Origin of the sequence: Streptomyces canus, from assembly GCF_030816965.1 — a bacterium.
Classification (GTDB): Bacteria; Actinomycetota; Actinomycetes; order Streptomycetales; family Streptomycetaceae; genus Streptomyces; species Streptomyces canus_E.
In genome coordinates, this window is record NZ_JAUSYQ010000002.1 from 7,055,617 (window position 1) to 7,078,344 (window position 22,728).

The window sequence follows — 22,728 nt, forward strand, 5'->3', positions numbered from 1 at the left end:
AGAATCGGCGTCACCATGGCATACCTCGACCACGCCGCGACCACCCCGATGCTCCCCGAGGCGGTCGAGGCACTCACCGCGCATCTCGGCGCCACCGGCAACGCCTCTTCCCTCCACGCATCCGGCCGCAAGGCCCGCCGCACGGTCGAGGAATCCCGCGAGACCCTCGCGGAGGCGCTCGGTGCCCGGCCCAGCGAGATCGTCTTCACCTCGGGCGGCACGGAGGCCGACAACCTCGCCGTGAAGGGCCTGTACTGGTCCCGGCGCGACGCGGACCCCGCAAGGACGCGGGTTCTCGCGAGCCCCGTCGAACACCACGCCGTCCTCGACGCCGTCCACTGGCTCGGCGAACACGAGGGCGCCACCGTCGAGTACCTCCCCGTCGACAAGTACGGCCGGGTCCACCCCGACGCCCTGCGCGCGGCGATCGCCCGCGACCCCGACGACATCGCCATGGCCACGGTCATGTGGGCCAACAACGAGATCGGCACGGTCCTGCCGGTCCGCGAACTCGCCGACGTCACCGCGGAGTTCGGCGTCCCACTGCACGCCGACGCCGTCCAGGCCTTCGGCCAGGTCCCCGTCGACTTCGCCGCCTCCGGCCTCGCCGCGATGACGGTCTCCGGTCACAAGATCGGCGGCCCGTACGGCATCGGCGCCCTTGTCCTCGGCCGCGAGTGGACCCCCGTCCCGGTCCTGCACGGAGGCGGCCAGGAGCGCCATGTCCGCTCCGGCACCCTCGACGTCCCCGCCATCGCCTCCTTCGCGGTGGCCGGCCGCCTCGCCGCCGAGCAGCGCGAGTGGTTCGAGCTCGAGATCGGCGCCCTGCGCGACGCCCTGGTCGAGGCGGTCCGTACGGCGGTCCCGGACGCGATCCTCGGCGGCGACCCGGCGCCCGGGGGCCGTCTCCCGGCCAACGCCCACTTCACCTTCCCCGGCTGCGAGGGCGACTCCCTGCTGCTGCTCCTGGACGCCCAGGGCATCGAGTGCTCCACCGGCTCCGCCTGCACCGCGGGCGTCGCCCAGCCCAGCCACGTCCTGCTGGCCACCGGCACCGAGCCCGACCTGGCCCGCGGCACCCTCCGCTTCTCCCTCGGCCACACCTCCACCGAGGCGGACGTCGAGGCGGTCGCGAAGGCCATCGGCCCCGCGGTGGAACGCGCCCGCGCGGCGGGACTGACGTAACGCGCGGCTGTGGCGCGGTGCGCTGCCGCCGGCAATTCCGCTGCCGGCGGCAGCCCGCTGACGAGGTCTGGAGAGACCGTCTGTTGCGGTCAGCTCTCCGTGACCATGAGGGAGGCCATCATTCCCTCGTCCTCGTGCTGGAGCAGATGGCAGTGGAGCATGTACATGTACGTGTCGTCGGCGAAGTCGGTGAACTCCATCGCGATCACGATCTCGCCGCCGCCTACGACCTCGAACGTGTCGTACCAGCCGAGGTCGACGCCGGTCGGCTCCTCACCGTTGATCGAGACGAGCTGGTAGGGCACGTCGTGCAGATGGAACGAGTGCTCCAGCTGGCTGGCGTTGGTGATCGTCCATATCTCCTTCGCGCCCAGCGTGGTGCTGATCATGGTCATGCCGGCCATGGTGAGCCCGGCAGAGCCGTTGATCTTCATGGTCGCACCCGTGTTGCTGAGGGTGATGGTGCGTGCCGTGAAGTCGGAGGTGTCGTACCGCTCGATGGTGTTGAGCGAGCTCGGCAGGTCGTCCGGGGTGTCGGTGCCGCCCGCCGCGACGGTGAGGAAGTCGTACGTACCGGAGCCGCCGCGGATCCAGCCCGTCGTGACGACGGCCTGGAGCGTGACGTCCTCGCTGACGTCCATGACGAACTCGGCGCGGGCGCCGGCCACCAGCCGGATGGTGGTCACCTCGGCCGCCTCCGTCAGATAGCCCTGGTCCGTGGCGATCTGGGTCAGCGTGCCGCCGTCGCTGCGCTGGAGGGTGATGATGTCCGACGGCGAGGCGTTGAGCGCGCGGAAGCGGTTGCGGGTCTTGGTGGCGGCGAAGGTGAGCGTGGTGTCGTCGACGTTCTCGCCGTTCACCAGCAGCGGGAAGCTGAGGCCGGAGCTGAGATAGCCGGCCTGGTCGTACTTGATGTCTCCGGCGCTGTCCACGGCCAGGCACTGGAAGACGAGCGGGATGTCGTCGACGCCGTAGTCGCCGGGCAGCGCGGCGGACGTGTCGGAGTCGTCCTCGACGATGATCATCCCGGCCAGGCCGTGGGTGGCCTGCTTGGCCGTGGTGCCCAGGGCGTGCGGGTGGTACCAGAGGGTCTTGGCCTCGTCCAGGACCGTGAAGGTGGGGGACCAGGTCGTCCCGGCGGAGAAGGCGTTCTGCGGGCCGCCGTCCATGGTGGGCGGGACATGGGCGCCGTGGAAGTGGACGGTGGTGTCCTCGGTGAGGCTGTTGGTGATGTTCAGCAGCACGGTGTCGCCCTTGGTCCACTTCAGGGTGGGGCCGAGGAACGACTGGTTGTAACCCGCGGTGCTGCTGGTGACGCCGCTGAGCACCTCGGCGGTGCCGGTCTGTGCCGCCAGGGTGAAGGTGGTGGTGCCGTCGGAGGTGGTGCCCTCCAGCAGGTCCGGAATGGTGAGGGTGCCGTCCGTCGCGGCGGCCGCCTTGCTGCGGGTGCCCTCGGTCAGCAGGGAGAAGGCGGCGCCTGCCGCCCCCACGGCCCCGAGGCCCACCCCGGCCATTCCGCCGAGGAACTTGCGCCGGTGCAGACCCTTCTTGTGGCCTCTGCTCTCCTTGGAGTGCTCGGACTTGGCCCCCAGGCCGTCTGTGGTGTGTGTCATGGCCGGGGAGCCTCGACGTAGGGGCTGTGTGAGGACTGGGATGAAGCTAGGTGCGGGCCCGGGAAGCTGTGAGGGCGGTCCTCAGATCAACTCCATTGGAAAGAAGCCAAGTTGACGGTCCGCAGGTCATGATCGGCATGCAGGACATGTCGGGCGTGCGGTCTTGGCCGAATGTTCATAACCAAACGGAATGTTCGTGGCTAGGCGGAGGCACTCGGCACCTTCCGCACCAGCCGCATGTAACGCTCCCAGTCCCAGTGCTCGCCCGGGTCGGTGTGATCCGTGCCCGGCACCTCCACATGGCCGATGATGTGCTCGCGGTCGACGGGTATGGCGTACCGCGCGCATATCCCGGCCGTGAGCCGCGCCGAAGCCGCGTACATCTCGTCCGTGAAGTCCTCGGGCCGGTCGACGAATCCCTCGTGTTCGATGCCCACACTGCGTTCGTTGTAGGCGCGGTTGCCCGCGTGGAACGCCACGTCCAGCTCGCGGATCATCTGCGTGATGTGCCCGTCCTTGCGGACGATGTAGTGCGCCGCCGCGCCGTGCCCCGGGTCCTGGAACACCTTCACCGCGCTGGCGAAGCTGCCCTGGGTGACATGGATGATCACCATGTCTATGCCGTAGTCGTCGGGCCGGTCCGCCCGCCGCCAGTTCGCGTCCGAGGCGGAGACCCACTGCGCGCCGCGGAAGTCGACCGCGCCCTCGACACGCGGTTTCTCCACACCCGGCGCCCGCCACCACAGCCGCGCCAACTCGTCGCGGGCCAGCACCGCCGAGCCCACGGCCGCCGCCGTCCCGCCGATGAGCAGGGCCCGGCGTCCGATGCGCCGGTCGCCGTCCGCGGATGCCTGTTTCTCCCCCATGTGATCGTCAACGGATACTCGTGGGCTTCGGTTCCCGCGCCCCCGTACCCTGGAGGGGTTATGACTGACACCACGCCGCGCCCTCTTCGTGTACTCGCCGCCATGTCCGGAGGAGTCGACTCCGCCGTCGCCGCCGCCCGCGCCGCCGAAGCCGGCCATGATGTGACCGGCGTCCACCTCGCGCTCTCCGCGAACCCTCAATCGTTCCGCACGGGCGCGCGTGGCTGTTGCACCATCGAGGACTCGCGCGACGCCCGACGCGCCGCCGACGTCATCGGCATCCCGTTCTACGTCTGGGATCTCGCCGACCGCTTCCGCGAGGACGTCGTCGAGGACTTCGTCGCCGAGTACGAGGCCGGCCGCACCCCCAACCCCTGCCTGCGCTGCAACGAGAAGATCAAGTTCGCCGCCCTGCTCGACAAGGCGCTCGCGCTGGGCTTCGACGCCGTGTGCACGGGCCACTATGCGAAGGTCGTCACGCTCACGGACGGCTCGCGGGAGCTGCACCGCGCCTCCGACATGGCGAAGGACCAGTCGTACGTCCTCGGTGTCCTGGACGAGAAGCAGCTGGCGCACGCCCTGTTCCCGCTCGGCGACACGGTCACCACCAAGGACGAGATCCGCGCCGAGGCCGAGCGCCGAGGCCTCGCGGTCGCCAAGAAGCCCGACTCGCACGACATCTGCTTCATCGCCGACGGCGACACCCAGGGTTTCCTCGCCTCGCGCCTCGGCAGGGCGGAGGGCGACATCGTCGACGAGTCGGGCGCGAAGATCGGCTCCCACGAGGGCGCGTACGGCTTCACCATCGGCCAGCGCAAGGGCCTCAGGATCGGCACCCCGGCCGCCGACGGCAAGCCGCGCTATGTCCTCGACATCTCACCGGTGAACAACACGGTGACGGTCGGCCCGGCCGCCGCGCTGGACGTGAACGCCCTGACCGCCATCAAGCCCCGCTGGTGCGGCACGTCCCCGGTCGGCCGCGGCACCTACACCGCCCAGCTCCGCGCCCACGGAGGCGAGACCGAGGTGACCGCTGAGCTGATCGACGGCACCCTGGAGGTCTCCTTCGCCGAGCCGGTCCGCGGGGTGGCCCCCGGCCAGGCGATCGTGCTGTACGACGGCACGCGCGTGGTGGGTTCGGCGACGATCGCGACCACGGTGCGGGTGACGGCGGGCGTGGCCTAGACCCCCGACGGCACACGGGCCCACGAGCGAACTCCGCGCGCGGCCCCTGGACGGATGGTCCGGCGGTGCGGGCACGTGGGTACGGCCGGGGGCTGTGTCAGGGGTGCCACGCGGGGGGTGCTTGCTGGGTGTGGGGCGGATGGTCCGGGGGTGTCGGCGGCTGGGTGCGGCCCTGGGCTGTGTCAGTTGCTGCTGCCCGCGGGCGCCTGGGCGGATTTTCCGCCGGTGCCGGCACGTGCGCACCGCCACGGGGGTGTGTCAGGGTGCCACGCGCCCGTGCCCGCAGGGCCCGGGGAGAGCGCCTGCGGTGCCGGGTACGCGCGGTCGCCACGGGCCCTGCGGGCACGGGCACATCCCGCCACCCGCGGGTGCCGGGCGGCGGATGGTCAGTCCGCGAAGAACTCCGTCAGGGCCGGTGCCAGGGCCGTCGGGTCCACCATGTGGGTCTGGCCCTCCAGGACGCGGTACGAGCCCTTCGGCGCCGCCTCCGCGACCGCCCTGGTGCCCTCGCGCATCCACTCGGGGCTCGCGCCGCCCGCGACCGCCAGCAACGGGACCGTGATCGAGGCCAGCCGGTCCCGGGGGACCAGACCGCCGGCCATGACCGAGTTGTCGTAGGCGAGCGTCGGGGCGACCGCCTCCATGCCGGGCCACATGGGGGACTGACGGGCGCCCTGGATCATTTCCTCGCCCATGCCGGTGAGCCTCAGGAAGAGCTCCACCGCGTCCCCGCGTCGGCCCTCGGCGAGCGCTGCCGTCAGCTTCTCGGTGTACTCGGCGTTCTGCTCTGCGCCGCCGTCCAGGAAGTCGGCGTACGGCGTCTCGTACACGGCGACCCGGCGCACCGGCAGTCCGCTCGCCGCGGCCTCCAGGACCAGCGCACCGCCGGACGAGATGCCGCACAGGCCCGCCTCGCCGCCCGCCACCTCGATGAGTGCGGCGAGGTCCTCGACCTCACGGGCCACCGCGTAGGGCGCCGTGTCGCCGCTCGCACCGCGACCCCGGCGGTCGTACACGAGCACGTCGAACCGCTCGGACAGCGGCACGGCCAGAGGCGCGACCGTGCCGCCGGTGGACATCGCGCCGCTGACGAGGATGACTGCCGGGCCGTGTCCGCTGCGTTCATATGCGATCGGCGTGCCGTCGCGCGAGAGGGTCTTCTTGTCCATGCCTGTGGAGACTGCCGCACCGCACGGAAATCATCGGTCAGGACACGTCGACCTCGTAGAAACAGAGGTGGTCCTTGATCTCGGCGACGGCGGGCTTCGGCTCGGGATAGGACCACACCAGGTCGGGCGCGTCCGGCAGGGACCAGTAGGACGCGGTGCCCTTGAAGGGGCAGTAGGTGTGGGTGTCGGAGGGGGTCAGCAGGTCGAGTCGTACGTCCTCGGCGGGGAGGTAGTACCGCACAGGAGAGCCCGTCTCGCGCAGCACGAGGGGTCGTTCGCTCTCCGCGAGGACCTGGTCGCCGTGCACCACGCGCACGTGCTGGTCGGCTTGCTCGATGGTGATCGTGTGTCCTTCGGCCATACCGGGAAAGCGCTCGCGGGCCCCCGGTTCTTCCCGCGTACGGTGACCTCATGCGAATCTGCGTCTTCCTCTCCGCCGCCGACCTCGACGACCGCTATACGCGTCCCGCGCGGGAGTTCGCGAAGCTGCTGGGCAAGGGCGGTCACACGCTCGTGTGGGGCGGCTCGGACGTGGGCCTCATGAAGGTGGTCGCCGACGGGGTGCAGGACGCGGGCGGACGGCTCGTCGGGGTCTCCGTGGAGTTCCTGGCCGCCAAGGTCCGCCCGGGCGTCGACGAGATGGTCATCGCGAAGGACCTCGCCGAACGGAAGAAACTGCTCCTGGAGAAGGCCGACGCCGTGGTGATCATGGTGGGCGGCACGGGCACCCTCGACGAGGCGACCGAGATCCTGGAGCTGAAGAAGCACGGGCACACCGGCAAGCCGGTCGTACTGCTGAACACGGCGGGCTTCTACGACGGGCTGAAGGAGCAGTTCCGGCGCATGGAGGACGAGGGCTTCCTGCCCCGCCCGCTCACCGACCTGGTGTTCTTCGCGGAGGAGCCGGTGGGGGCGCTGGCGTACCTGGAGGAGTCGCTCGGTACGCGCTGACGGCGTGATGCGAGCATGGCGGACATGGCTACACATGTGATCACCGGAGCGGGTTCCGGCATCGGTGCGGCGGTGACCCGCCGTCTGCACGCGCGCGGGGACGAACTCGTGCTGCACGCGCGTGACGCGGGCCGGGCGAAGGAGCTGGCGGCGGAGTTCCCCGGGGCGCGGACCCTGGTCGGGGATCTGGCCGACCCCGACAAGCTGAGCTGGGCCTTCTCGCACCAGTCGCTGCCGGATCGGGTGGACTCCCTGCTGCACATCGCGGGTGTGGTCGACCTGGGCCCGGTCGGTGATCTGACCCCGAAGACCTGGCACCACCAGCTGAACGTCAACCTGATCGCTCCGGCCGAGCTGACCCGCCACTTCCTGCCCCAGCTCCGGGCGGCCCGGGGCCATGTGGTGTTCGTGAACTCGGGCGCGGGGCTGAACGCGCACGCCGACTGGTCCGCGTACGCGGCCTCCAAGCACGGCCTCAAGGCCCTGGCGGACGCCCTGCGCCACGAGGAGCACGCGAACGGTGTCCGCGTCACCTCGGTCTACCCCGGCCGCACGGCGAGTCCCATGCAGGCCAAGGTCCACCAGCAGGAGGGCAAGGACTACGACCCTTCGCGGTGGATCGACCCCGAGTCGGTCGCCACGGCGATCCTGACGGCGATCGACCTGCCGCGGGATGCGGAGATCAACGACCTGACGGTGCGTCCGGGCCGCTGACGGCTCCGGTGGGGGCGAGAACCTCCTCCGGTCACGTACGTAGGCTTCGTATGTGACCGCAGACCTTCGCTTCGCCCCCGCCACCGGCATCGGCTCCCTCCCCGGCGGCGACGCCCGTGAGGCCGCCAGGACCGCCACCGGCTCCTTCGAGGACTTCCCCTTCCTGCCCGAACTGCCCGCCCGCGGCCCCGGCGCCGACATGATCGGCCGCAGCGCCGGAATGCTCGTCGAGCTGTACGCGCGCGTGGAGCCCAGCGGCTGGCGGCTCGGGGACCGGCCGGGACGGGACACCAAACGGGCGCGGTCCTGGCTGGGGGAGGACCTCGATGCGCTGGAGGAGTTCACACAGGGGTACGAGGGGCAGCTGAAGGTGCAGGCCGTCGGTCCCTGGACGCTGGCCGCCACGCTGGAGCTGCGGAACGGCGAGGTCGCCCTCTCCGACCCTGGCGCCTGCCGGGACCTCGCCGCCTCGCTGGCCGAGGGACTCCGCCTGCACCTGGAGGAGGTCCGAAGGCGTGTCCCCGGGGCGCGGATCGTGCTCCAGCTCGACGAGCCGTCCCTCATCGGCGCCCTGCGCGGGCAGGTGAGGAGCGCCAGCGGGTACCGCACCCACCGGGCCGTCGACCGGCAGGTCGTCGAGGCCACCCTGCGCGACGTCGTCGGGGTTCACGCGGGCGGCCCCGTCGTGGTCCACTCGTGCGCACCGGACGTCCCCTTCGCCCTGCTGCGGAGGGCGGGTGCGGCGGCGGTCTCCTTCGACTTCTCGCTTCTCACCGAGCGTGACGACGACGTGATCGGCGAGGCGGTGGAAGGGGGGACGAGGCTCTTCGCCGGTGTCGTGCCCGGCACGGACACGGCATTGTCAGACCCTGCCGGTAGCGTCATGGGTGTCAGGACGCTGTGGCGCAGGCTGGGGCTGCATCCGGGACTTCTCGCGGAGGTGGTCACGGTCACTCCGTCGTGCGGGCTCGCGGGGGCCTCCCCGGAGTACGCGCGCAAGGCTCTCGCCCACTGCGCCCAGGCGGCGAGATCCCTCGCGGACAACCCAGAGTAACGGGAGGACAACACGGTGGCCGGCGACAAGCAAGCGGAGACGACGGTGCCCGCCGAGGCACGGGAGAAGCACGCGCAGCTCGCTGAGCAGATCGAGGAGCACCGCTTCCGGTACTACGTGAACGACGCGCCGGTCATCAGCGACGCCGACTTCGACAAGCTCCTGCGCTCCCTCGAATCCCTCGAGGACGAGTATCCCGAGCTGCGCACCCCCGACTCGCCGACCCAGAAGGTCGCGGGGGCGTACGAGACCGAGTTCACGTCCGTCCAGCACCGCTCCCGCATGCTCTCCCTGGACAACGCCTTCAGCGACGAGGAGCTGGCGGCCTGGGCGGAGCGGGTGGCCAAGGACGTCGGCACCACCGACTACCACCTGCTGTGCGAGCTCAAGGTCGACGGCCTCGCCGTCAACCTCACCTACGAGCACGGCCGCCTCACCCGCGCGGCCACCCGCGGCGACGGCCGCACCGGCGAGGACATCACGCCCAACGTCCGTACGATCGCCGAGATCCCGGACCGCCTCACCGGCGACAGGGTCCCCGACCTCGTGGAGATCCGCGGCGAGGTCTACTTCCCGATGGAGAAGTTCGAGGAGCTCAACGCCCGCCTGGTCGAGACCGGTGACAAGCCCTTCGCCAACCCGCGCAACGCGGCGGCCGGTTCACTGCGTCAGAAGGACCCGCGCGTCACCGCCACCCGCCCCCTCCACATGGTCGTCCACGGCATCGGCGTCCTGGAGGGCTTCGACGGCATGACCCGCCTCTCCCAGGGCTACGACCTCCTGAAGTCCTGGGGCCTGCCCACCGCCCAGCACAACAAGGTGGTCGACGGCCTCGACGGCGTACGGGAGTTCATCGCCTACTTCGGCGAGAACCGCCACTCCGTGGAGCACGAGATCGACGGGGTCGTCGTCAAGCTCGACGAGATCCCCCTCCAGGGCCGCCTCGGCTCCACCTCCAGGGCACCGCGCTGGGCGATCGCGTACAAGTACGCGCCGGAGGAGGTCAACACCAAGCTCATCAACATCCGCGTGGGCGTGGGCCGTACGGGCCGGGTCACGCCGTACGCCCAGGTCGAACCGGTGACGGTGGCCGGCTCGGAGGTCGAGTTCGCCACCCTGCACAACCAGGACGTCGTCAAGGCGAAGGGCGTCCTCATCGGTGACACCGTGGTGCTGCGCAAGGCCGGTGACGTCATCCCGGAGATCCTCGGCCCGGTCGTCGACCTGCGCGACGGCAGCGAGCGCGAGTTCGTGATGCCGAGCGAGTGCCCCGAGTGCGGCACCGCGCTGCGGCCCATGAAGGAGGGCGACGTCGACCTGCGCTGCCCCAACGCCCGCACCTGCCCCGCCCAGTTGCGCGAACGCCTGTTCTACCTCGCGGGCCGCAAGGCGCTGGACATCGAGCACTTCGGCTATGTCGCCGCGGCCGCGCTCATCAAGCCGCTGGAGCCCCAGGAGCCACCGCTGACCGACGAGGGCGACCTGTTCGACCTCACCATCGAGCAACTGCTGCCCATCAAGGCGTACGTCCTCGACCAGGACAGCGGTCTGCCCAAGCGTGACCCGAAGACCGGCGAGGAGAAGGTCGCCACGGTCTTCGCCAACCAGCAGGGCGAGCCCAAGAAGAACGCCGTCGCCATGCTGGAGAACATCGCGGCCGCCAAGGAGCGCCCGCTCGCCCGCGTCCTGACCGGCCTGTCGATCCGCCATGTCGGCCCGGTCGCCGCCGAGGCGCTGGCGCGCAACTTCCGCTCGATCGACCGCATCGAGCAGGCGAGCGAGGAGGAGCTGGCGAACACCGACGGCGTCGGCACGATCATCGCGAAGTCCCTCAAGGAGTGGTTCGCGGAGGACTGGCACCAGGAGATCCTGCGCAAGTGGAAGGCCGCGGGCGTGCGCATGGAGGAGGAGGGCTCGGGGGCGGACGAGGGCCCGCGTCCCCTCGAAGGGCTCACCGTCGTCGTCACCGGCACCCTGGAGCGCTTCACCCGCGACGGGGCCACAGAGGCGTTGCAGACCAGAGGGGCGAAAGTCACCGGTTCGGTTTCGAAGAAGACGTCTTTCGTCGTCGTAGGTGACAATCCGGGTTCTAAGTACGACAAAGCGATGCAACTGAAGGTGCCTGTTCTGAACGAGGACGGCTTCGACGTGCTGCTGGAACAGGGCCCCGACGCGGCCGGCGATGTGGCACTTCCCACGGAGGAGTAGCGAGGAGCGGCGGTTGAAGGCCACCCGATCGGCGCATACCAGATGCATACGGGTGGCCAGGGCGCATTCGGGCAACCGTAGACGACCGCTGCCCGTGGAAGCCTTCTGCGGCCTACTGTTGAGACGTGCGCCTGCCGTGCCCAGCTGCGGTAGGGGCATCCCCTTGCTCCTGAAGAGCAAGGGGAAGGTTTTTCCAACGCGGCGCCGTCGAGGGTTTTGTCGGGCGAACGAGCCGCGTGGCGTGGGCACCGCCGGCTGTGAGAGGGACGGGAATGGAACCGACCGAGAGCGCCGCCCCGGACTCACGGCTGCGCCGGCTCAGCGGCGCATGGCGGTCGAGCCGCTGGGCCGGGCGGCCTTCGGAGCGTCCGGGCGCCGAGGGGCGTGCCGCCGGACAGTACACCGGGGCCGGCGGCGCCGGTGCCGCACAGCTCACCGCCGAGCGCGCCCCCGGTATGCCGGACTCCGATCCTGACCGACAGCTGTCCTGGCCCGCCCTGCCCACGGCGGTCGTCTCGACGGCCGGATTCGTGCTGGGGGCGGGCTTCTACCGGGCGTTCACCGGTGGCCACGCCCTCTTCCCGTCCGGCACCGTCGGCTGGTCGCTGGCCGTGCTGACCGGCATCATCGTCGGCCATCTGGTCGCCCTCGGCCGGTCCCGCTGGTGGGGCGGCACCGGCTCGGGCGCCGCCCTGACACTCGCCGTCCTGCTGCTGTACGGCTGGGTGCCCGCCGGAATGGTCAGCCTCACCGTCGTCCTGCTGGTCGGCATAGCCCGGCGCCACCGCTGGCGGCAGGGCATTCTGCACGGCGCGGTGGACATGCTCGGCATAGCCACCGGCGCCCTGGTCATCGCCGTGTTCGGTCAGTCGCCGTCCGTCGAGACCCCCTGGAACCCCGACACCTGGACCTTCTCCACCGGCCCCGAGGTGGTCCTGGTCGCCATCGCCTACCTCGCGGTCACCCGGGCCCTGGGCTGGTATCTGCACTCCTCCCGGCACTCCGGTCTGCCCACCGTGGCCCGCACCGCCCTGGTCAGACAGGGCCTGGTCGCGGTCGCGTTGCTCGGCATCGCCCCGCTGGTGTGCGTGGTCGCCGTCGCCAAGCCCGTGCTGCTCCCGCTGTTCGCGATCCCCCTCATCGCCCTCGACTCCACGCTGTGGATGGCCCGTGCCCGCGCCGAGGAGCAACTGCGCGACCCGCTGACCGGACTGCCCAACCGGCAGTGGCTCCTGGAGCGCATCTGGACCGCCCTGGACGACGCCGAGCGCATCGGCGCCCGGTCCGCCCTGATGCTCATCGACCTCGACCGCTTCCGCTCGGTCAACGACACCCTGGGACACCTCGCCGGTGACCGGCTGCTCCTCCAGATCGCCGACCGGCTGCGGATCGCGCTGCCGCGCGGGGCGGAGGCGGCGCGGCTCGGCGGCGACGAGTTCGCCGTCTTACTGCCGGTCGCCGACTCCACGACCTCCGCCACCCGGGTCGCCCGCAACCTGGTCGCGGCCCTCAGCTCCCCGCTCGACCTCGACGGGCTCACCCTCGTCCTGGAGGCCAGCGCCGGGGTCGCCGTCTTCCCCGACCACGCCGTGGACGCCGAGGGACTGCTGCGGCGGGCGGACGTGGCGATGTACCAGGCCAAGCGGGACCGTACGGGCGTAGAGGTGTACGAGTCCAAGCGGGACTCCAACACGCCGGACCGGCTCGGGCTGCTCGGCGACCTGCGCCGGGCGCTGGACGCGCACGAGGTGCAGCTGCACTACCAGCCCAAGGTCCGCTTCGACGGACAGGTCGCCGGTCTGGAGGCGCTGGTGCGCTGGGTGCATCCGGAGCGCGGGAAGGTACCGCCGGACGAGTTCATCGCGATCGCCGAGTCGTCCGGACTGATGCCCCACCTCACGGAGTACGTCCTCGACACGGCTCTCGCCCAGGTCGCCGAGTGGCGGGCGCACGGCCTGTTCGTCCCGGTGGCGGTCAACGTCTCCCCGCGTGACGTCCACACCCCGGGCTTCGCCGGCTCGGTGGCCGCGCGCCTCGCCCGGCACGGCGTCCCCGCGGGCGCCCTCCAACTGGAGATCACCGAGCACGTCCTCCTCGAGGACCCCTCGCGGGCCGCGGACACTCTCGCGGCACTGACCGGGCACGGCGTGAAGATGTCCCTGGACGACTTCGGCACGGGCTACTCCTCCCTGGTCCACCTGCGCCGCCTCCCCGTCAGCGAACTGAAGATCGACCGCTCGTTCGTGGCCAAGCTGGCCGTCGACACCGAGGACGCGGAGATCGTCCGCTGCACCGTCGACCTCGCGCACTCCCTGGGCCTCCTGGTCGTGGCGGAGGGCGTGGAGGACGACGAGACCTGGGAGCGGTTGCGCGACATGGGCTGCGACGCCGTACAGGGCTGGCTGGTGGCGGCGGCGATGCCCCCGGAGGAGACGACGGCGTGGCTTCTGGCCAGGGGATCGAGGGGCTGGCAGCGACCGAGGGCCGCGCTGCCGGCGGCGGAGTGACCCGTCCAGGCATCCTTTGGCGCGGTATGGGCACCGCCCGTTGCCGTCGGCTGCGGGAAACCGTTTAACGGCCATCCGGCCGTGACCCATAGGATTGGGGCTAGTCGTCCCATTCCCGTCTGTCGCGCGACGCCTGGCACGCACGCTCGCCGCGTTGCCGAATCGTCCACGTGGCTCCGCCACGAGGACGCTCCGGCGCCTTGCGATCGCACGCACCAGACGCCACGCGACCCGCCCTTCGGGCGGACGACGGGAATGGGACGACTAGCCCCGGCCCCAAACCACACACACTCACCCCAGAGGATCGCTGCATGCCTGGCATCACGCGCGAGGAGGTCGCCCACCTCGCACGGCTGGCGCGTCTGGAGCTGAAGCCCGAAGAGCTCGAGCACTTCGCGGGACAGCTGGACGACATCATCGGCGCGGTCGCACGCGTCAGTGAGGTCGCCGACCAAGACGTACCGCCGACCTCGCACCCGCTCCCGCTGACGAACGTCATGCGCGCGGACGAGGTCCGTCCGTCGCTCACCCCCGAGCAGGCGCTCTCCGGCGCCCCGGCCCAGGAGCAGCAGCGTTTCAAGGTGCCGCAGATCCTGGGGGAGGACTAACCGCCATGACGGACAACGTCACCATCATCAAGCTGACCGCCGCCGAGACCGCCGCGAAGATCGCTTCCGGTGAGCTCACGGCCGTACAGGTCACCGAGGCCCACCTCGCCCGTATCGAGGCCGTCGACGAGAAGGTGCACGCCTTCCTGCACGTCGACCGCGAGGGCGCCCTCGCGCAGGCCCGTGCCGTCGACGAGAAGCGGGCCAAGGGCGAGAAGCTCGGCCCGCTGGCCGGCGTCCCGCTCGCACTCAAGGACATCTTCACCACCGAGGGCGTCCCGACGACCGTCGGCTCGAAGATCCTCGAGGGCTGGATCCCGCCGTACGACGCGACCGTCACCAAGCGGCTGAAGGCCGCCGACGTCGTCATCCTCGGCAAGACCAACATGGACGAGTTCGCCATGGGGTCGTCGACGGAGAACAGCGCGTACGGCCCGACCGGCAACCCCTGGGACCTCACCAGGATCCCCGGCGGCTCCGGCGGTGGGTCGAGTGCCGCGCTCGCCTCCTTCCAGGCCCCCCTCGCCATCGGCACCGACACCGGCGGCTCCATTCGCCAGCCGGCCGCCGTCACCGGCACGGTCGGCGTGAAGCCGACGTACGGCGCGGTCTCCCGCTACGGCATGGTCGCCTTCTCCTCCTCCCTCGACCAGGGCGGCCCCTGCGCCCGTACGGTCCTGGACGCGGCCCTGCTGCACGAGGTCATCGCCGGGCACGACCCGCTCGACTCCACCTCGATCGACGCCCCGGTCCCGGCGGTCGTCGAGGCCGCCCGCAACGGCAGCGTCGAGGGCATGCGCGTCGGCGTGGTCAAGCAGTTCCGCGGCGAGGGCTACCAGGCCGGTGTCATCCAGCGCTTCGACGAGTCCGTGGCTCTGCTCAAGGAGCTGGGCGCCGAGATCGTCGAGCTGGACTGCCCGTCCTTCGACCTCGCGCTGTCGGCGTACTACCTGATCGCGCCGTCCGAGTGCTCGTCCAACCTCGCCCGCTTCGACGGCCTGCGCTACGGCCTGCGGACCGGCGACGACGGCACCCACTCGGCGGAGGAGGTCACCTCCCTCACCCGTGAGGCGGGCTTCGGCCCCGAGGTCAAGCGCCGCATCATGCTCGGCACGTACGCCCTGTCGAGCGGTTACTACGACGCCTACTACGGCTCGGCGCAGAAGGTCCGCACGCTCATCACGCGCGACTTCGAGAAGGCCTTCGAGCAGGTCGACGTGATCGTCTCCCCGACGACCCCGACCACCGCCTTCCCGATCGGCGAGCGCGCCGACGACCCGATGGCGATGTACCTGGCCGACCTCTGCACCATCCCGACCAACCTCGCGGGCAACGCGGCCATGTCGCTGCCGTGCGGTCTGGCGCCCGAGGACAACCTGCCCGTCGGCCTCCAGATCATCGCCCCGGCCCTGAAGGACGAGCGTCTTTACAAGGTCGGCGCAGCCGTCGAGGCCGCCTTCGTGGAAAGGTGGGGTCACCCGCTCCTGGAGGAGGCACCGTCGCTGTGAGCAAGCTGACCAAGGCGAAGGACTTCAAGAAGTCCAAGTCCGGTACGTACCTGTCCATCGCCACCACGGCGTTCGGCGCCATCGGTGTCGCCAAGCGGCTCAAGAAGGCGCGCTCGGAGAAGGACACCCTGGTCCTCGTCGACGCCACCGTCTCCGCGGTCGCCATCGTCACCGGCCTCGCCATCCTGTACCGCGAGCTGAAGCGGCTGGGCGATGACGACGTCCTGCTGGGCTGAGAGGGAAGTTTCACCGTGACCACCACGACCGACCTGGTGTCGTACGAGGACGCTCTCGCGTCGTACGACCCCGTCATGGGCCTTGAGGTCCATGTCGAACTCGGCACCAAGACCAAGATGTTCTGCGGCTGTTCGACCGAGCTCGGTCAGGACGCCAACACGCAGACCTGTCCCACCTGCCTCGGCCTGCCCGGCGCGCTCCCGGTCGTCAACGCGATCGGCATCGAGTCGGCCATCAAGATCGGTCTCGCGCTCAACTGCGAGATCGCCGAGTGGTGCCGATTCGCCCGGAAGAACTACTTCTATCCGGACATGCCGAAGAACTTCCAGACCTCCCAGTACGACGAGCCGATCGCCTTCAATGGCTACCTTGACGTCCAGCTGGAGGACGGCGAGACCTTCCGGGTGGAGATCGAGCGCGCCCACATGGAGGAGGACACCGGCAAGTCGACCCACGTGGGCGGCGCGACGGGCCGTATCCACGGCGCCTCGCATTCGCTGCTCGACTACAACCGCGCCGGCATCCCGCTCATCGAGATCGTCACCAAGCCGATCGAGGGTGCGGGTGAGCGCGCTCCCGAGGTGGCGAAGGCGTACGTCCGTGAGCTGCGCGAGGTCATCAAGGCGCTCGGTGTGTCGGAAGCCCGCATGGAGATGGGCCAGATGCGCTGTGACGTGAACCTGTCGCTGCGCCCGAACGGCACCGAGAAGTTCGGCACGCGTTCCGAGACGAAGAACGTCAACTCGCTGCGGTCCGTGGAGCGCGCGGCCCGTTTCGAGATCCAGCGGCACGCGGCCGTCCTGAGCAGTGGCGGGACGATCATCCAGGAGACCCGGCACTTCCACGAGGACACGGGGTCCACGACCTCGGGCCGCGTGAAGGAAGAGGCCGAGGACTACCGGTACTTCCCCGAGCCGGACCTCGTTCCGGTGGCCCCCTCGCGCGAGTGGGTCGAGGAGATCCGGGCGGCGCTCCCCGAGCTGCCGCTGGCCCGCCGCAACCGGCTCGTCGCCGAGTGGGGCATCACGGCCCTCGACATGCAGGCGATCCTCAACGCCGGCGCCCTGGACCCGATCGTCGCCACGATCGACGCCGGTGCCGACGCGGCCTCCGCCCGCAAGTGGTGGATGGGCGAACTCGCCCGCAGCGCCAACGAGTCCGGCAAGTCACTGGACGAGTTGGCCATCACGCCGGAGCAGGTCGCCGGGGTCACCGAGCTGGTCTCCAAGGGTGACCTGAACGACAAGCTGGCCCGCCAGGTCATCGAAGGCGTCCTCGCGGGCGAAGGCACCCCGGACGAGGTCGTCGACAAGCGCGGTCTGAAGGTCGTCTCCGACGAGGGCGCCCTGGGTGCCGCCGTCGACGAGGCCATCGCCGGGAACCCGGGCATCGCCGACAAGATCCGCTCCGGCAAGGTCGCCGCGGCCGGCGCCCTGGTCGGCGCGGTCATGAAGGCGACCCGCGGTCAGGCCGACGCGGCTCGCGTCAAGGAGCTGATCCTGGAGAAGCTGGGCGTCGGCGAAGGCTGAGCTCTCCGTAGCGTACGGCCCCGGAGGACGTGTCCTCCGGGGCCGTAGCCTTACTTACGGCGTCCTACGAGCCGTACGAAACCCAACGACCGCCCTTGGTCGGCCCGTACCATCTCGCCGACCTCACGGGCCATCGTGCGATGGAACTCCTCGGGGCTCTCCTCGGCGATCACGTCGCACCACAGCAGCCAGTCCTTCCAGCCGTCCGGCTGCCAGTCGGCCGTCTCGACCTCGACAGCCCCGCTGCGGGTCCAGTGCCGCCTCCACCAGTCGGCCGAGTGGAAGCACCAGAAGTCGGACTGCCACCACTGCTTGAGATGCGCGGGCGGCTCCACGCCCTCGATCTCCTCCCGTACCGCGGGCACCACGACCCCGATCCGCCCGCCCGGCTTCAACAACCGGGTCAGCGTGGGCAGATAGAGGTCGTTGGTGCCGAAGTACTGGTACGCGTCGATGCTCACGATCGCATCGAAGCTGCCCTCGGCGAAGGGCAGGTCGTGTGCCTCGGTGTGCACGGGCAGCACCCGGTCGGCGAAACCGGCCTCGGCGATGCGCTCGGCGTTCTCGTCGGGCTTGATCCACAGGTCGGCCGCGGTGACCTGGACGTCGTACTCCCTGGCCAGGAAGACCGAGGTCATCGCACGGCCGCAGCCCAGGTCGAGAACCCGGGCGCAGGGCCGCAGGGTGTCCAGGCCCAGGGCGGGCGCGAGCCACTCCAGCAGCCACAGCGCGTTCGGGCCCATCTGGTTCTCGATGACCCAGCGGACGTCGTAGCTGTTGCTGCGCGGGTAGCGGGCCTGGGTCAGCCGCCGGGTGAGGTCCTCACTCGAGGGCCCCGTCATGGACGGGGTGATGTCGTCTGGCATCGGTGAACGGGCTCCTTGAGTCCGGGGAAGCGGAAAGGGATACGGAGGAGCTCGGTCGGACGCTCAAACAACGCACCTGCTTCGGTCGGGGGCCGGACGGGCCCGGAGTCTCTCAGCGGAACACGCTACGCTCGCCCGCCATGAACGGTCCTGCGAATTCCGAGCCATCCGACATACAGGAGGAGTACGACGGCCAGGTGCTGGACGCCCGGCGGGCCCGCTGGACGGCCTCCGGCACCGGCGCGCTGCTGGCCCTCGCCGGTCTGGCCGCGGCGGCGCTCCGGTTGAGCGGCTCCGCACCCGCACTGGTCCCGGCGGCCTACGGATCCGGTGCCGGGGTGTGCGCGCTCGCCGCGGTCCTGGGCTCCCGCGGGCGCACCCGCAGGGCTCTGTGGCTGCTGATCGTCGGCGTGATGGTGATGGCGCTGGGCGACCAGTTCGACTGACGCGACAGAGTGACCGTTACTGTCCTGTGATCTGTCTCCCACTCTTGTGAATAAACGCACGATCGCGATAAACGATCACTTTCCCCTGCGAGAGTGGTCCGCACATTGCTCATGCGTTCTTTGCGGGCTGTTCACACATGAAGGACTGTTCCCGGTCAAAGATCCACAATTCGCCCTCCGGGAGCACGTTCGTGGCAGCCCTTGCGCGCTGGTGTGTACGACGACGTCTGGTCGTCGTTCTCCTGTGGCTCCTCGCCCTCGGCGGGGTGAGCGCGGCCGCCGCCGTCACCGGCTCCGCGTACTCGAACGACTACGAGGTCCCCGGCACCGAGTCCGGCCGCGCCACCCAACTGCTCCAGGACGGCTTCCCGCACCTCGGAGGCGACAGCGACACGGTCGTCTGGCACCTCACGTCGGGCTCGGTCCGGGACGCCGACGTCGAACAGACGATGACCGCGACCCTGGACAAGATCGCGGATCTGCCCGGAGTGGCCGCCGTCGCCAGCCCGTACGACGACACGGGCGCCGACCGGATCAGCGCCGACGGACACACCGCGTACGCCACCGTCACCTTCGCCGACCCGGCCGAGGACATCGACGCCTCCGAGGCAAAGGCCGTGGTGGACACGGCCAAGGACGCCGAGACCGACGGGCTCCAGGTGGAGCTGGGCGGCAGCGCCGTCGCCCTCACCGAGTCCTCGGGCGGGCATGTCGCCGAGATCGTCGGGGTGCTCGTCGCCGCCGTCGTGCTGTTCCTGGCCTTCGGCTCGCTCGCCGCCTCGCTGCTGCCCATCGCGAGCGCCCTGGTCGGTGTGGGCACCGCGTACGCCGGGATCGGGCTGCTCGGGCATGCCATGACCGTCGCCGACTTCGCGCCCATGCTCGGCATGCTGATCGGGCTCGGCGTCGGCATCGACTACGCGCTCTTCATCGTCACCAGACACCGGCGCGGCCTCAAACGCGGGCTGAGCGTCGCCGAGTGCGTCGAGAACGCCGTCACCACCACCGGGCGCGCGGTCGTCTTCGCGGGTGCCACGGTTTGCATCGCCCTGCTGGGGATGCTGATCCTCCGGCTCGGCTTCCTCAACGGCGTCGCGATAGCCGCCTCCCTGACCGTCGTCCTGACGGTCGCCTCCTGCGTGACCCTGCTGCCGGCCCTGCTCTCCCTCATCGGCATGCGCGCCCTGAGCCGGCGAGAGCGGCGCCGCCTCGCCGAGCACGGTCCCGAGCCGGAACTGCCGACCGGGTTCGCCCACCGCTGGTCCGCGTTCGTGGAACGGCACCCCAAACTGCTCGGCGCCATCGCCCTGGTGGTCGTCACCGTCCTCGCCCTGCCCACCCTGGGCCTGCGCCTCGGCACCTCCGACCAGGGCAACGACCCACGGTCCGCGACCACCCGGCAGGCCTACGACCTCCTCGCTGGGGGCACCTCCCGCGCGGAGCGTGGGGGAGGCTTCGGCCCGGGCGTCAACGGGCCGCTCACGCTGGTGACTCGTGTCGACGGAGCCGAGGACAAGCTCCTCCTCGACAACCTCGACGCCACCCTCCGCACCACCGAGGGCATCGCCTCCACCACCCCGGTGACCTACGACACCGGCGGCGACCTCGCCTACTTCACGATCGTCCCCGAGTCCGCCCCGCAGTCCCAGCAGACCAGCGAGCTCGTGGACCGGCTGCGCACCGAGGTGCTGCCGCGCGCGGAGACCGGCACGTCACTCGACATCCAGGTCGGCGGGACGACGGCGTCGTACGACGACTTCGCGGACGTCATCGTCGGCAAGCTTCCCCTGTTCGTCGGCGTGGTCATCGGTCTGGGCTGTCTGCTGCTCCTGCTCGCCTTCCGTTCCGTCGGCATCCCGCTGAAGGCGGCCGCGATGAACGTGGCCGCCGTCGCCGCGTCCTTCGGGGTGGTCGTGGCGATCTTCCAGTGGGGCTGGGGGAGCGAGCTGCTCGGCCTCGGCCGCGCGGGCCCGATCGAGCCCTTCCTCCCCGTGATCATGGTGTCCGTGCTCTTCGGGCTCTCCATGGACTACCAGGTCTTCCTGGTCAGCCGGATGTACGAGGAATGGCTGGAGACCGGCGACAACCGGCGGGCCGTCCGGGTCGGCCTCGCCGAGACCAGCCGGGTGATCAACTCCGCCGCGGTCATCATGATCTCCGTCTTCCTCGCCTTCGTCCTCAGCGGCGACCGCGTGATCGCCATGTTCGGCATCGCGCTCGCCGCCGCCGTCGCCCTCGACGCCTTCGTCCTGCGCACCCTCCTCGTCCCCGCGCTCATGCACCTGCTCGGCGGCGCCAACTGGTGGCTGCCGGGCTGGCTGGACCGCCGGATGCCCCGCATCAGCATCGAACCGCCCGAGTGCCGCGCAGCGCATGAGAGGCTCATCGATGTCGTGGGGCAGGACGTCGTGGAGCAGATGGAGAGGGAGCGGGACGAGGATGTACGCGATATCCCTGGGTGACGACGGGGCCGAACTGCGGCCCCTGGAGCCGTGGCACGCGGAGGAGTTCCTGGCCAATCTGGAGCGGGGCCGGGAGTTCATCGGGCAGTTCATCCCCTTCGGCTCCCAGGCCGTCGACGTGGCCTCCGCGCGCGAGACACTCCAGCGGTACGCCCGGATGCGCGCCGACGACACCGGCGGCTACCACGGCATCTGGCTCGACGGAAAGCTCGTCGGCGGAGTGCTCACCCTCAACTTCGACGCCGAACAGGGAAACTGCGAGGTCGGCTGCTGGCTGGAGCCCGCCGCGACCGGCCGCGGACTGATCACCCGGGCCATGCGGATACTGATCGACTGGGTGGTCGAGGAGCGCGGTGTCCACCGGGTCGAATGGGTCGCCGCGTCGGGAAACACGGCCAGCATCAACGTCGCCCGGCGCCTGGGAATGACCCGCGACGGAGTCCGCCGTGAGGCCCACCCCTATCGTGGCGTACGGCACGACCTCGAGGTGTGGTCGATTCTCGCCCCCGAGTGGCGTGAAGCACGCGCGCGTGCAGCCCGGAACGATCATTAAGAACCCTCTCAGACAGGATCCGTACGGTGCCCGACATGGGAACGAAGACAGCTGACGAGACCGGCGCCGAGACGGGCGCAGAGGCCACGACCGAGGAGAAGGTGAGCGTCGCCAAGACCGACGAGGTGACGGAGGCCGGGGACACCTCGACCGAGGACACCGCCGCCGACGAGATCGACGACGAGGACGACCTGCCCGAGGCCGTCCGGGAGGAGGGCCCCACCGGGGTCGGCCAGGGCGCCGGTGCCGTCGTCTCCGCGGCGCTCGGCCTCGTCTCGCTCACCGGCAGCTGGGTCGGCACCGTGGCGTCCGCGCGGCAGTCGCTGGTCGGCCAGCTGCACGCGCAGACCGCGACGTCCTCCGACGTGGCGAAGCTCCTCGACGAGGGCTACGGCGACGCCTGGAAGGCCACCGCGTTCTGGGGCGGCGTCTTCGCGCTGATCGCGCTGGTCGTCGGTGTCGGCGTCCTGGCCCGGCCGGCCTTCGGCGCTCCCGGCAAGCCGCAGGCCACCTGGATCAAGTCCGTCGCCTGGGGCGGTGTCGCACTCGGTGTCGTCGGCCTGCTCCTGGCCGTCCTCAAGTACACCGACCTCCTGCTGGACCTGCCTTCCGCGAGCTGAACAAGCGCAGGTCACGAGGGGTCTTAGGGCAGCCGTAGGTACCTTACGGAGGCCCTGAGGCCCCTCTCGCGCGTCTAAGGCCCCCGCGGCCCCCGAAGATGCGGAACTCTCCCGATGTGGCGGACCCCCCTCGGAGACGAAGGTAGAGGCATCGCAGAAAGCGAAGCCCGAAACCGACTCCGACAAGGACGACACCATGTACTCCGCATACGAGATCTCCCAGTACCGTTCCGCCGAACTCCGCCGCCAGGCCGAGCACGAGCGCCTCGTCCGCGAGACCCTTCGCGGTCGCCGCGCCGCCCGTCGCGAAGCCGCCGAGCGCACCGCGGATGGGAGCACCTCCCAGGCTTTCGGCACTGGGGGAGATTCGCATACCGGCCGCCGCCGGCGGCACCGGTTCCTTCGCACGGCGTGAGCGCCGGCGGCGAGGACGGCCGTACGGCTCTG

21 protein-coding genes are annotated in these 22,728 nt (G+C 70.5%); 16 read left to right on the forward strand and 5 right to left on the reverse strand.

Annotated elements, in window-relative coordinates; all coding sequences use genetic code 11:
• The first annotated feature begins 15 nt into the window (after positions 1-15).
• The gene (locus QF027_RS33555; protein ID WP_307078862.1) at positions 16-1,185 is read left to right on the forward strand and encodes a cysteine desulfurase family protein; all 1,170 of its coding nucleotides are present in this window, start codon (positions 16-18) and stop codon (positions 1,183-1,185) included.
• A gap of 89 nt (positions 1,186-1,274) precedes the next feature.
• Here QF027_RS33555 and QF027_RS33560 read toward each other — a convergent pair whose 3' ends face one another.
• Together QF027_RS33560 and QF027_RS33565 are read right to left on the reverse strand one after the other, a co-directional pair.
• Positions 1,275-2,798 carry a multicopper oxidase family protein gene (locus QF027_RS33560; protein ID WP_306976071.1) on the reverse strand — a complete coding sequence of 508 codons (1,524 nt, stop codon included), beginning with the start codon at positions 2,796-2,798 and terminating at the stop codon, positions 1,275-1,277.
• A 200-nt stretch (positions 2,799-2,998) separates the two neighbouring features.
• Positions 2,999-3,664: an N-acetylmuramoyl-L-alanine amidase gene (locus tag QF027_RS33565; protein WP_306976070.1), complete on the reverse strand. Its 666-nt coding sequence runs from the start codon at positions 3,662-3,664 to the stop codon at positions 2,999-3,001.
• 60 nt (positions 3,665-3,724) lie between these two features.
• Here QF027_RS33565 and mnmA point away from each other — a divergent pair, with 60 nt between their 5' ends.
• Positions 3,725-4,849, forward strand: a complete 1,125-nt coding sequence (gene mnmA / locus QF027_RS33570; RefSeq protein WP_307078864.1) for a tRNA 2-thiouridine(34) synthase MnmA — start codon at positions 3,725-3,727, stop codon at positions 4,847-4,849.
• 386 nt (positions 4,850-5,235) lie between these two features.
• Here the strand turns inward: mnmA and QF027_RS33575 are convergent, their stop codons facing one another.
• Entirely contained in the window at positions 5,236-6,018 is a 783-nt protein-coding gene (locus QF027_RS33575; RefSeq protein ID WP_307078865.1) for an alpha/beta fold hydrolase, read from the reverse strand.
• 37 nt (positions 6,019-6,055) lie between these two features.
• Positions 6,056-6,379, reverse strand: coding sequence for a DUF427 domain-containing protein (locus QF027_RS33580; protein ID WP_057616345.1), 324 nt, complete (start codon positions 6,377-6,379; stop codon positions 6,056-6,058).
• 50 nt (positions 6,380-6,429) lie between these two features.
• Here QF027_RS33580 and QF027_RS33585 point away from each other — a divergent pair, with 50 nt between their 5' ends.
• From QF027_RS33585 to gatB, 9 genes are all read left to right on the forward strand, one after another.
• The gene (locus QF027_RS33585; protein ID WP_307078867.1) at positions 6,430-6,969 is read left to right on the forward strand and encodes an LOG family protein; all 540 of its coding nucleotides are present in this window, start codon (positions 6,430-6,432) and stop codon (positions 6,967-6,969) included.
• Between the two features lie 15 nt (positions 6,970-6,984).
• Entirely contained in the window at positions 6,985-7,683 is a 699-nt protein-coding gene (locus QF027_RS33590; protein ID WP_306976061.1) for an SDR family oxidoreductase, read from the forward strand.
• Positions 7,684-7,735: 52 nt separating this feature from the next.
• Complete coding sequence (locus QF027_RS33595) at positions 7,736-8,737, forward strand: methionine synthase (RefSeq protein ID WP_307078869.1); 1,002 nt, start codon at positions 7,736-7,738, stop codon at positions 8,735-8,737.
• 15 nt (positions 8,738-8,752) lie between these two features.
• Positions 8,753-10,945, forward strand: a complete 2,193-nt coding sequence (ligA, locus tag QF027_RS33600) for an NAD-dependent DNA ligase LigA (protein WP_307078871.1) — start codon at positions 8,753-8,755, stop codon at positions 10,943-10,945.
• A 272-nt stretch (positions 10,946-11,217) separates the two neighbouring features.
• Positions 11,218-13,452 (forward strand): putative bifunctional diguanylate cyclase/phosphodiesterase, encoded by a 2,235-nt coding sequence (locus QF027_RS33605; RefSeq protein ID WP_307078874.1) that lies wholly within the window; start codon positions 11,218-11,220, stop codon positions 13,450-13,452.
• A 311-nt stretch (positions 13,453-13,763) separates the two neighbouring features.
• Complete coding sequence (gatC, locus tag QF027_RS33610; RefSeq protein ID WP_007384860.1) at positions 13,764-14,060, forward strand: Asp-tRNA(Asn)/Glu-tRNA(Gln) amidotransferase subunit GatC; 297 nt, start codon at positions 13,764-13,766, stop codon at positions 14,058-14,060.
• A 5-nt stretch (positions 14,061-14,065) separates the two neighbouring features.
• A complete protein-coding gene (gene gatA, locus QF027_RS33615) occupies positions 14,066-15,568 on the forward strand; it encodes an Asp-tRNA(Asn)/Glu-tRNA(Gln) amidotransferase subunit GatA (protein ID WP_307078876.1) in 1,503 nt (500 codons plus the stop codon).
• On the forward strand, positions 15,565-15,804 hold the full coding sequence (locus tag QF027_RS33620; RefSeq protein ID WP_306976050.1) for a hypothetical protein: 240 nt from the start codon (positions 15,565-15,567) through the stop codon (positions 15,802-15,804). The genes gatA and QF027_RS33620 overlap by 4 nt, the downstream gene beginning before the upstream one ends.
• A 15-nt stretch (positions 15,805-15,819) precedes the next feature.
• On the forward strand, positions 15,820-17,334 hold the full coding sequence (gatB, locus tag QF027_RS33625; protein ID WP_307078878.1) for an Asp-tRNA(Asn)/Glu-tRNA(Gln) amidotransferase subunit GatB: 1,515 nt from the start codon (positions 15,820-15,822) through the stop codon (positions 17,332-17,334).
• 50 nt (positions 17,335-17,384) lie between these two features.
• Here gatB and QF027_RS33630 read toward each other — a convergent pair whose 3' ends face one another.
• Positions 17,385-18,200: an SAM-dependent methyltransferase gene (locus QF027_RS33630; RefSeq protein ID WP_306976045.1), complete on the reverse strand. Its 816-nt coding sequence runs from the start codon at positions 18,198-18,200 to the stop codon at positions 17,385-17,387.
• Positions 18,201-18,340: 140 nt separating this feature from the next.
• Here QF027_RS33630 and QF027_RS33635 point away from each other — a divergent pair, with 140 nt between their 5' ends.
• From QF027_RS33635 to QF027_RS33655, 5 genes are all read left to right on the forward strand, one after another.
• Positions 18,341-18,646: a hypothetical protein gene (locus QF027_RS33635; protein WP_307078880.1), complete on the forward strand. Its 306-nt coding sequence runs from the start codon at positions 18,341-18,343 to the stop codon at positions 18,644-18,646.
• A 191-nt stretch (positions 18,647-18,837) separates the two neighbouring features.
• Positions 18,838-21,108: an MMPL family transporter gene (locus QF027_RS33640; RefSeq protein WP_307078882.1), complete on the forward strand. Its 2,271-nt coding sequence runs from the start codon at positions 18,838-18,840 to the stop codon at positions 21,106-21,108.
• Positions 21,086-21,661 (forward strand): GNAT family N-acetyltransferase, encoded by a 576-nt coding sequence (locus QF027_RS33645; protein WP_057616366.1) that lies wholly within the window; start codon positions 21,086-21,088, stop codon positions 21,659-21,661. Before QF027_RS33640 ends, QF027_RS33645 begins: the two co-directional genes overlap by 23 nt.
• A gap of 35 nt (positions 21,662-21,696) precedes the next feature.
• Positions 21,697-22,281, forward strand: a complete 585-nt coding sequence (locus tag QF027_RS33650) for a hypothetical protein (protein WP_306976039.1) — start codon at positions 21,697-21,699, stop codon at positions 22,279-22,281.
• 196 nt (positions 22,282-22,477) lie between these two features.
• Positions 22,478-22,696 carry a hypothetical protein gene (locus QF027_RS33655; RefSeq protein ID WP_307078884.1) on the forward strand — a complete coding sequence of 73 codons (219 nt, stop codon included), beginning with the start codon at positions 22,478-22,480 and terminating at the stop codon, positions 22,694-22,696.
• The last annotated feature ends 32 nt before the right edge of the window (positions 22,697-22,728 follow it).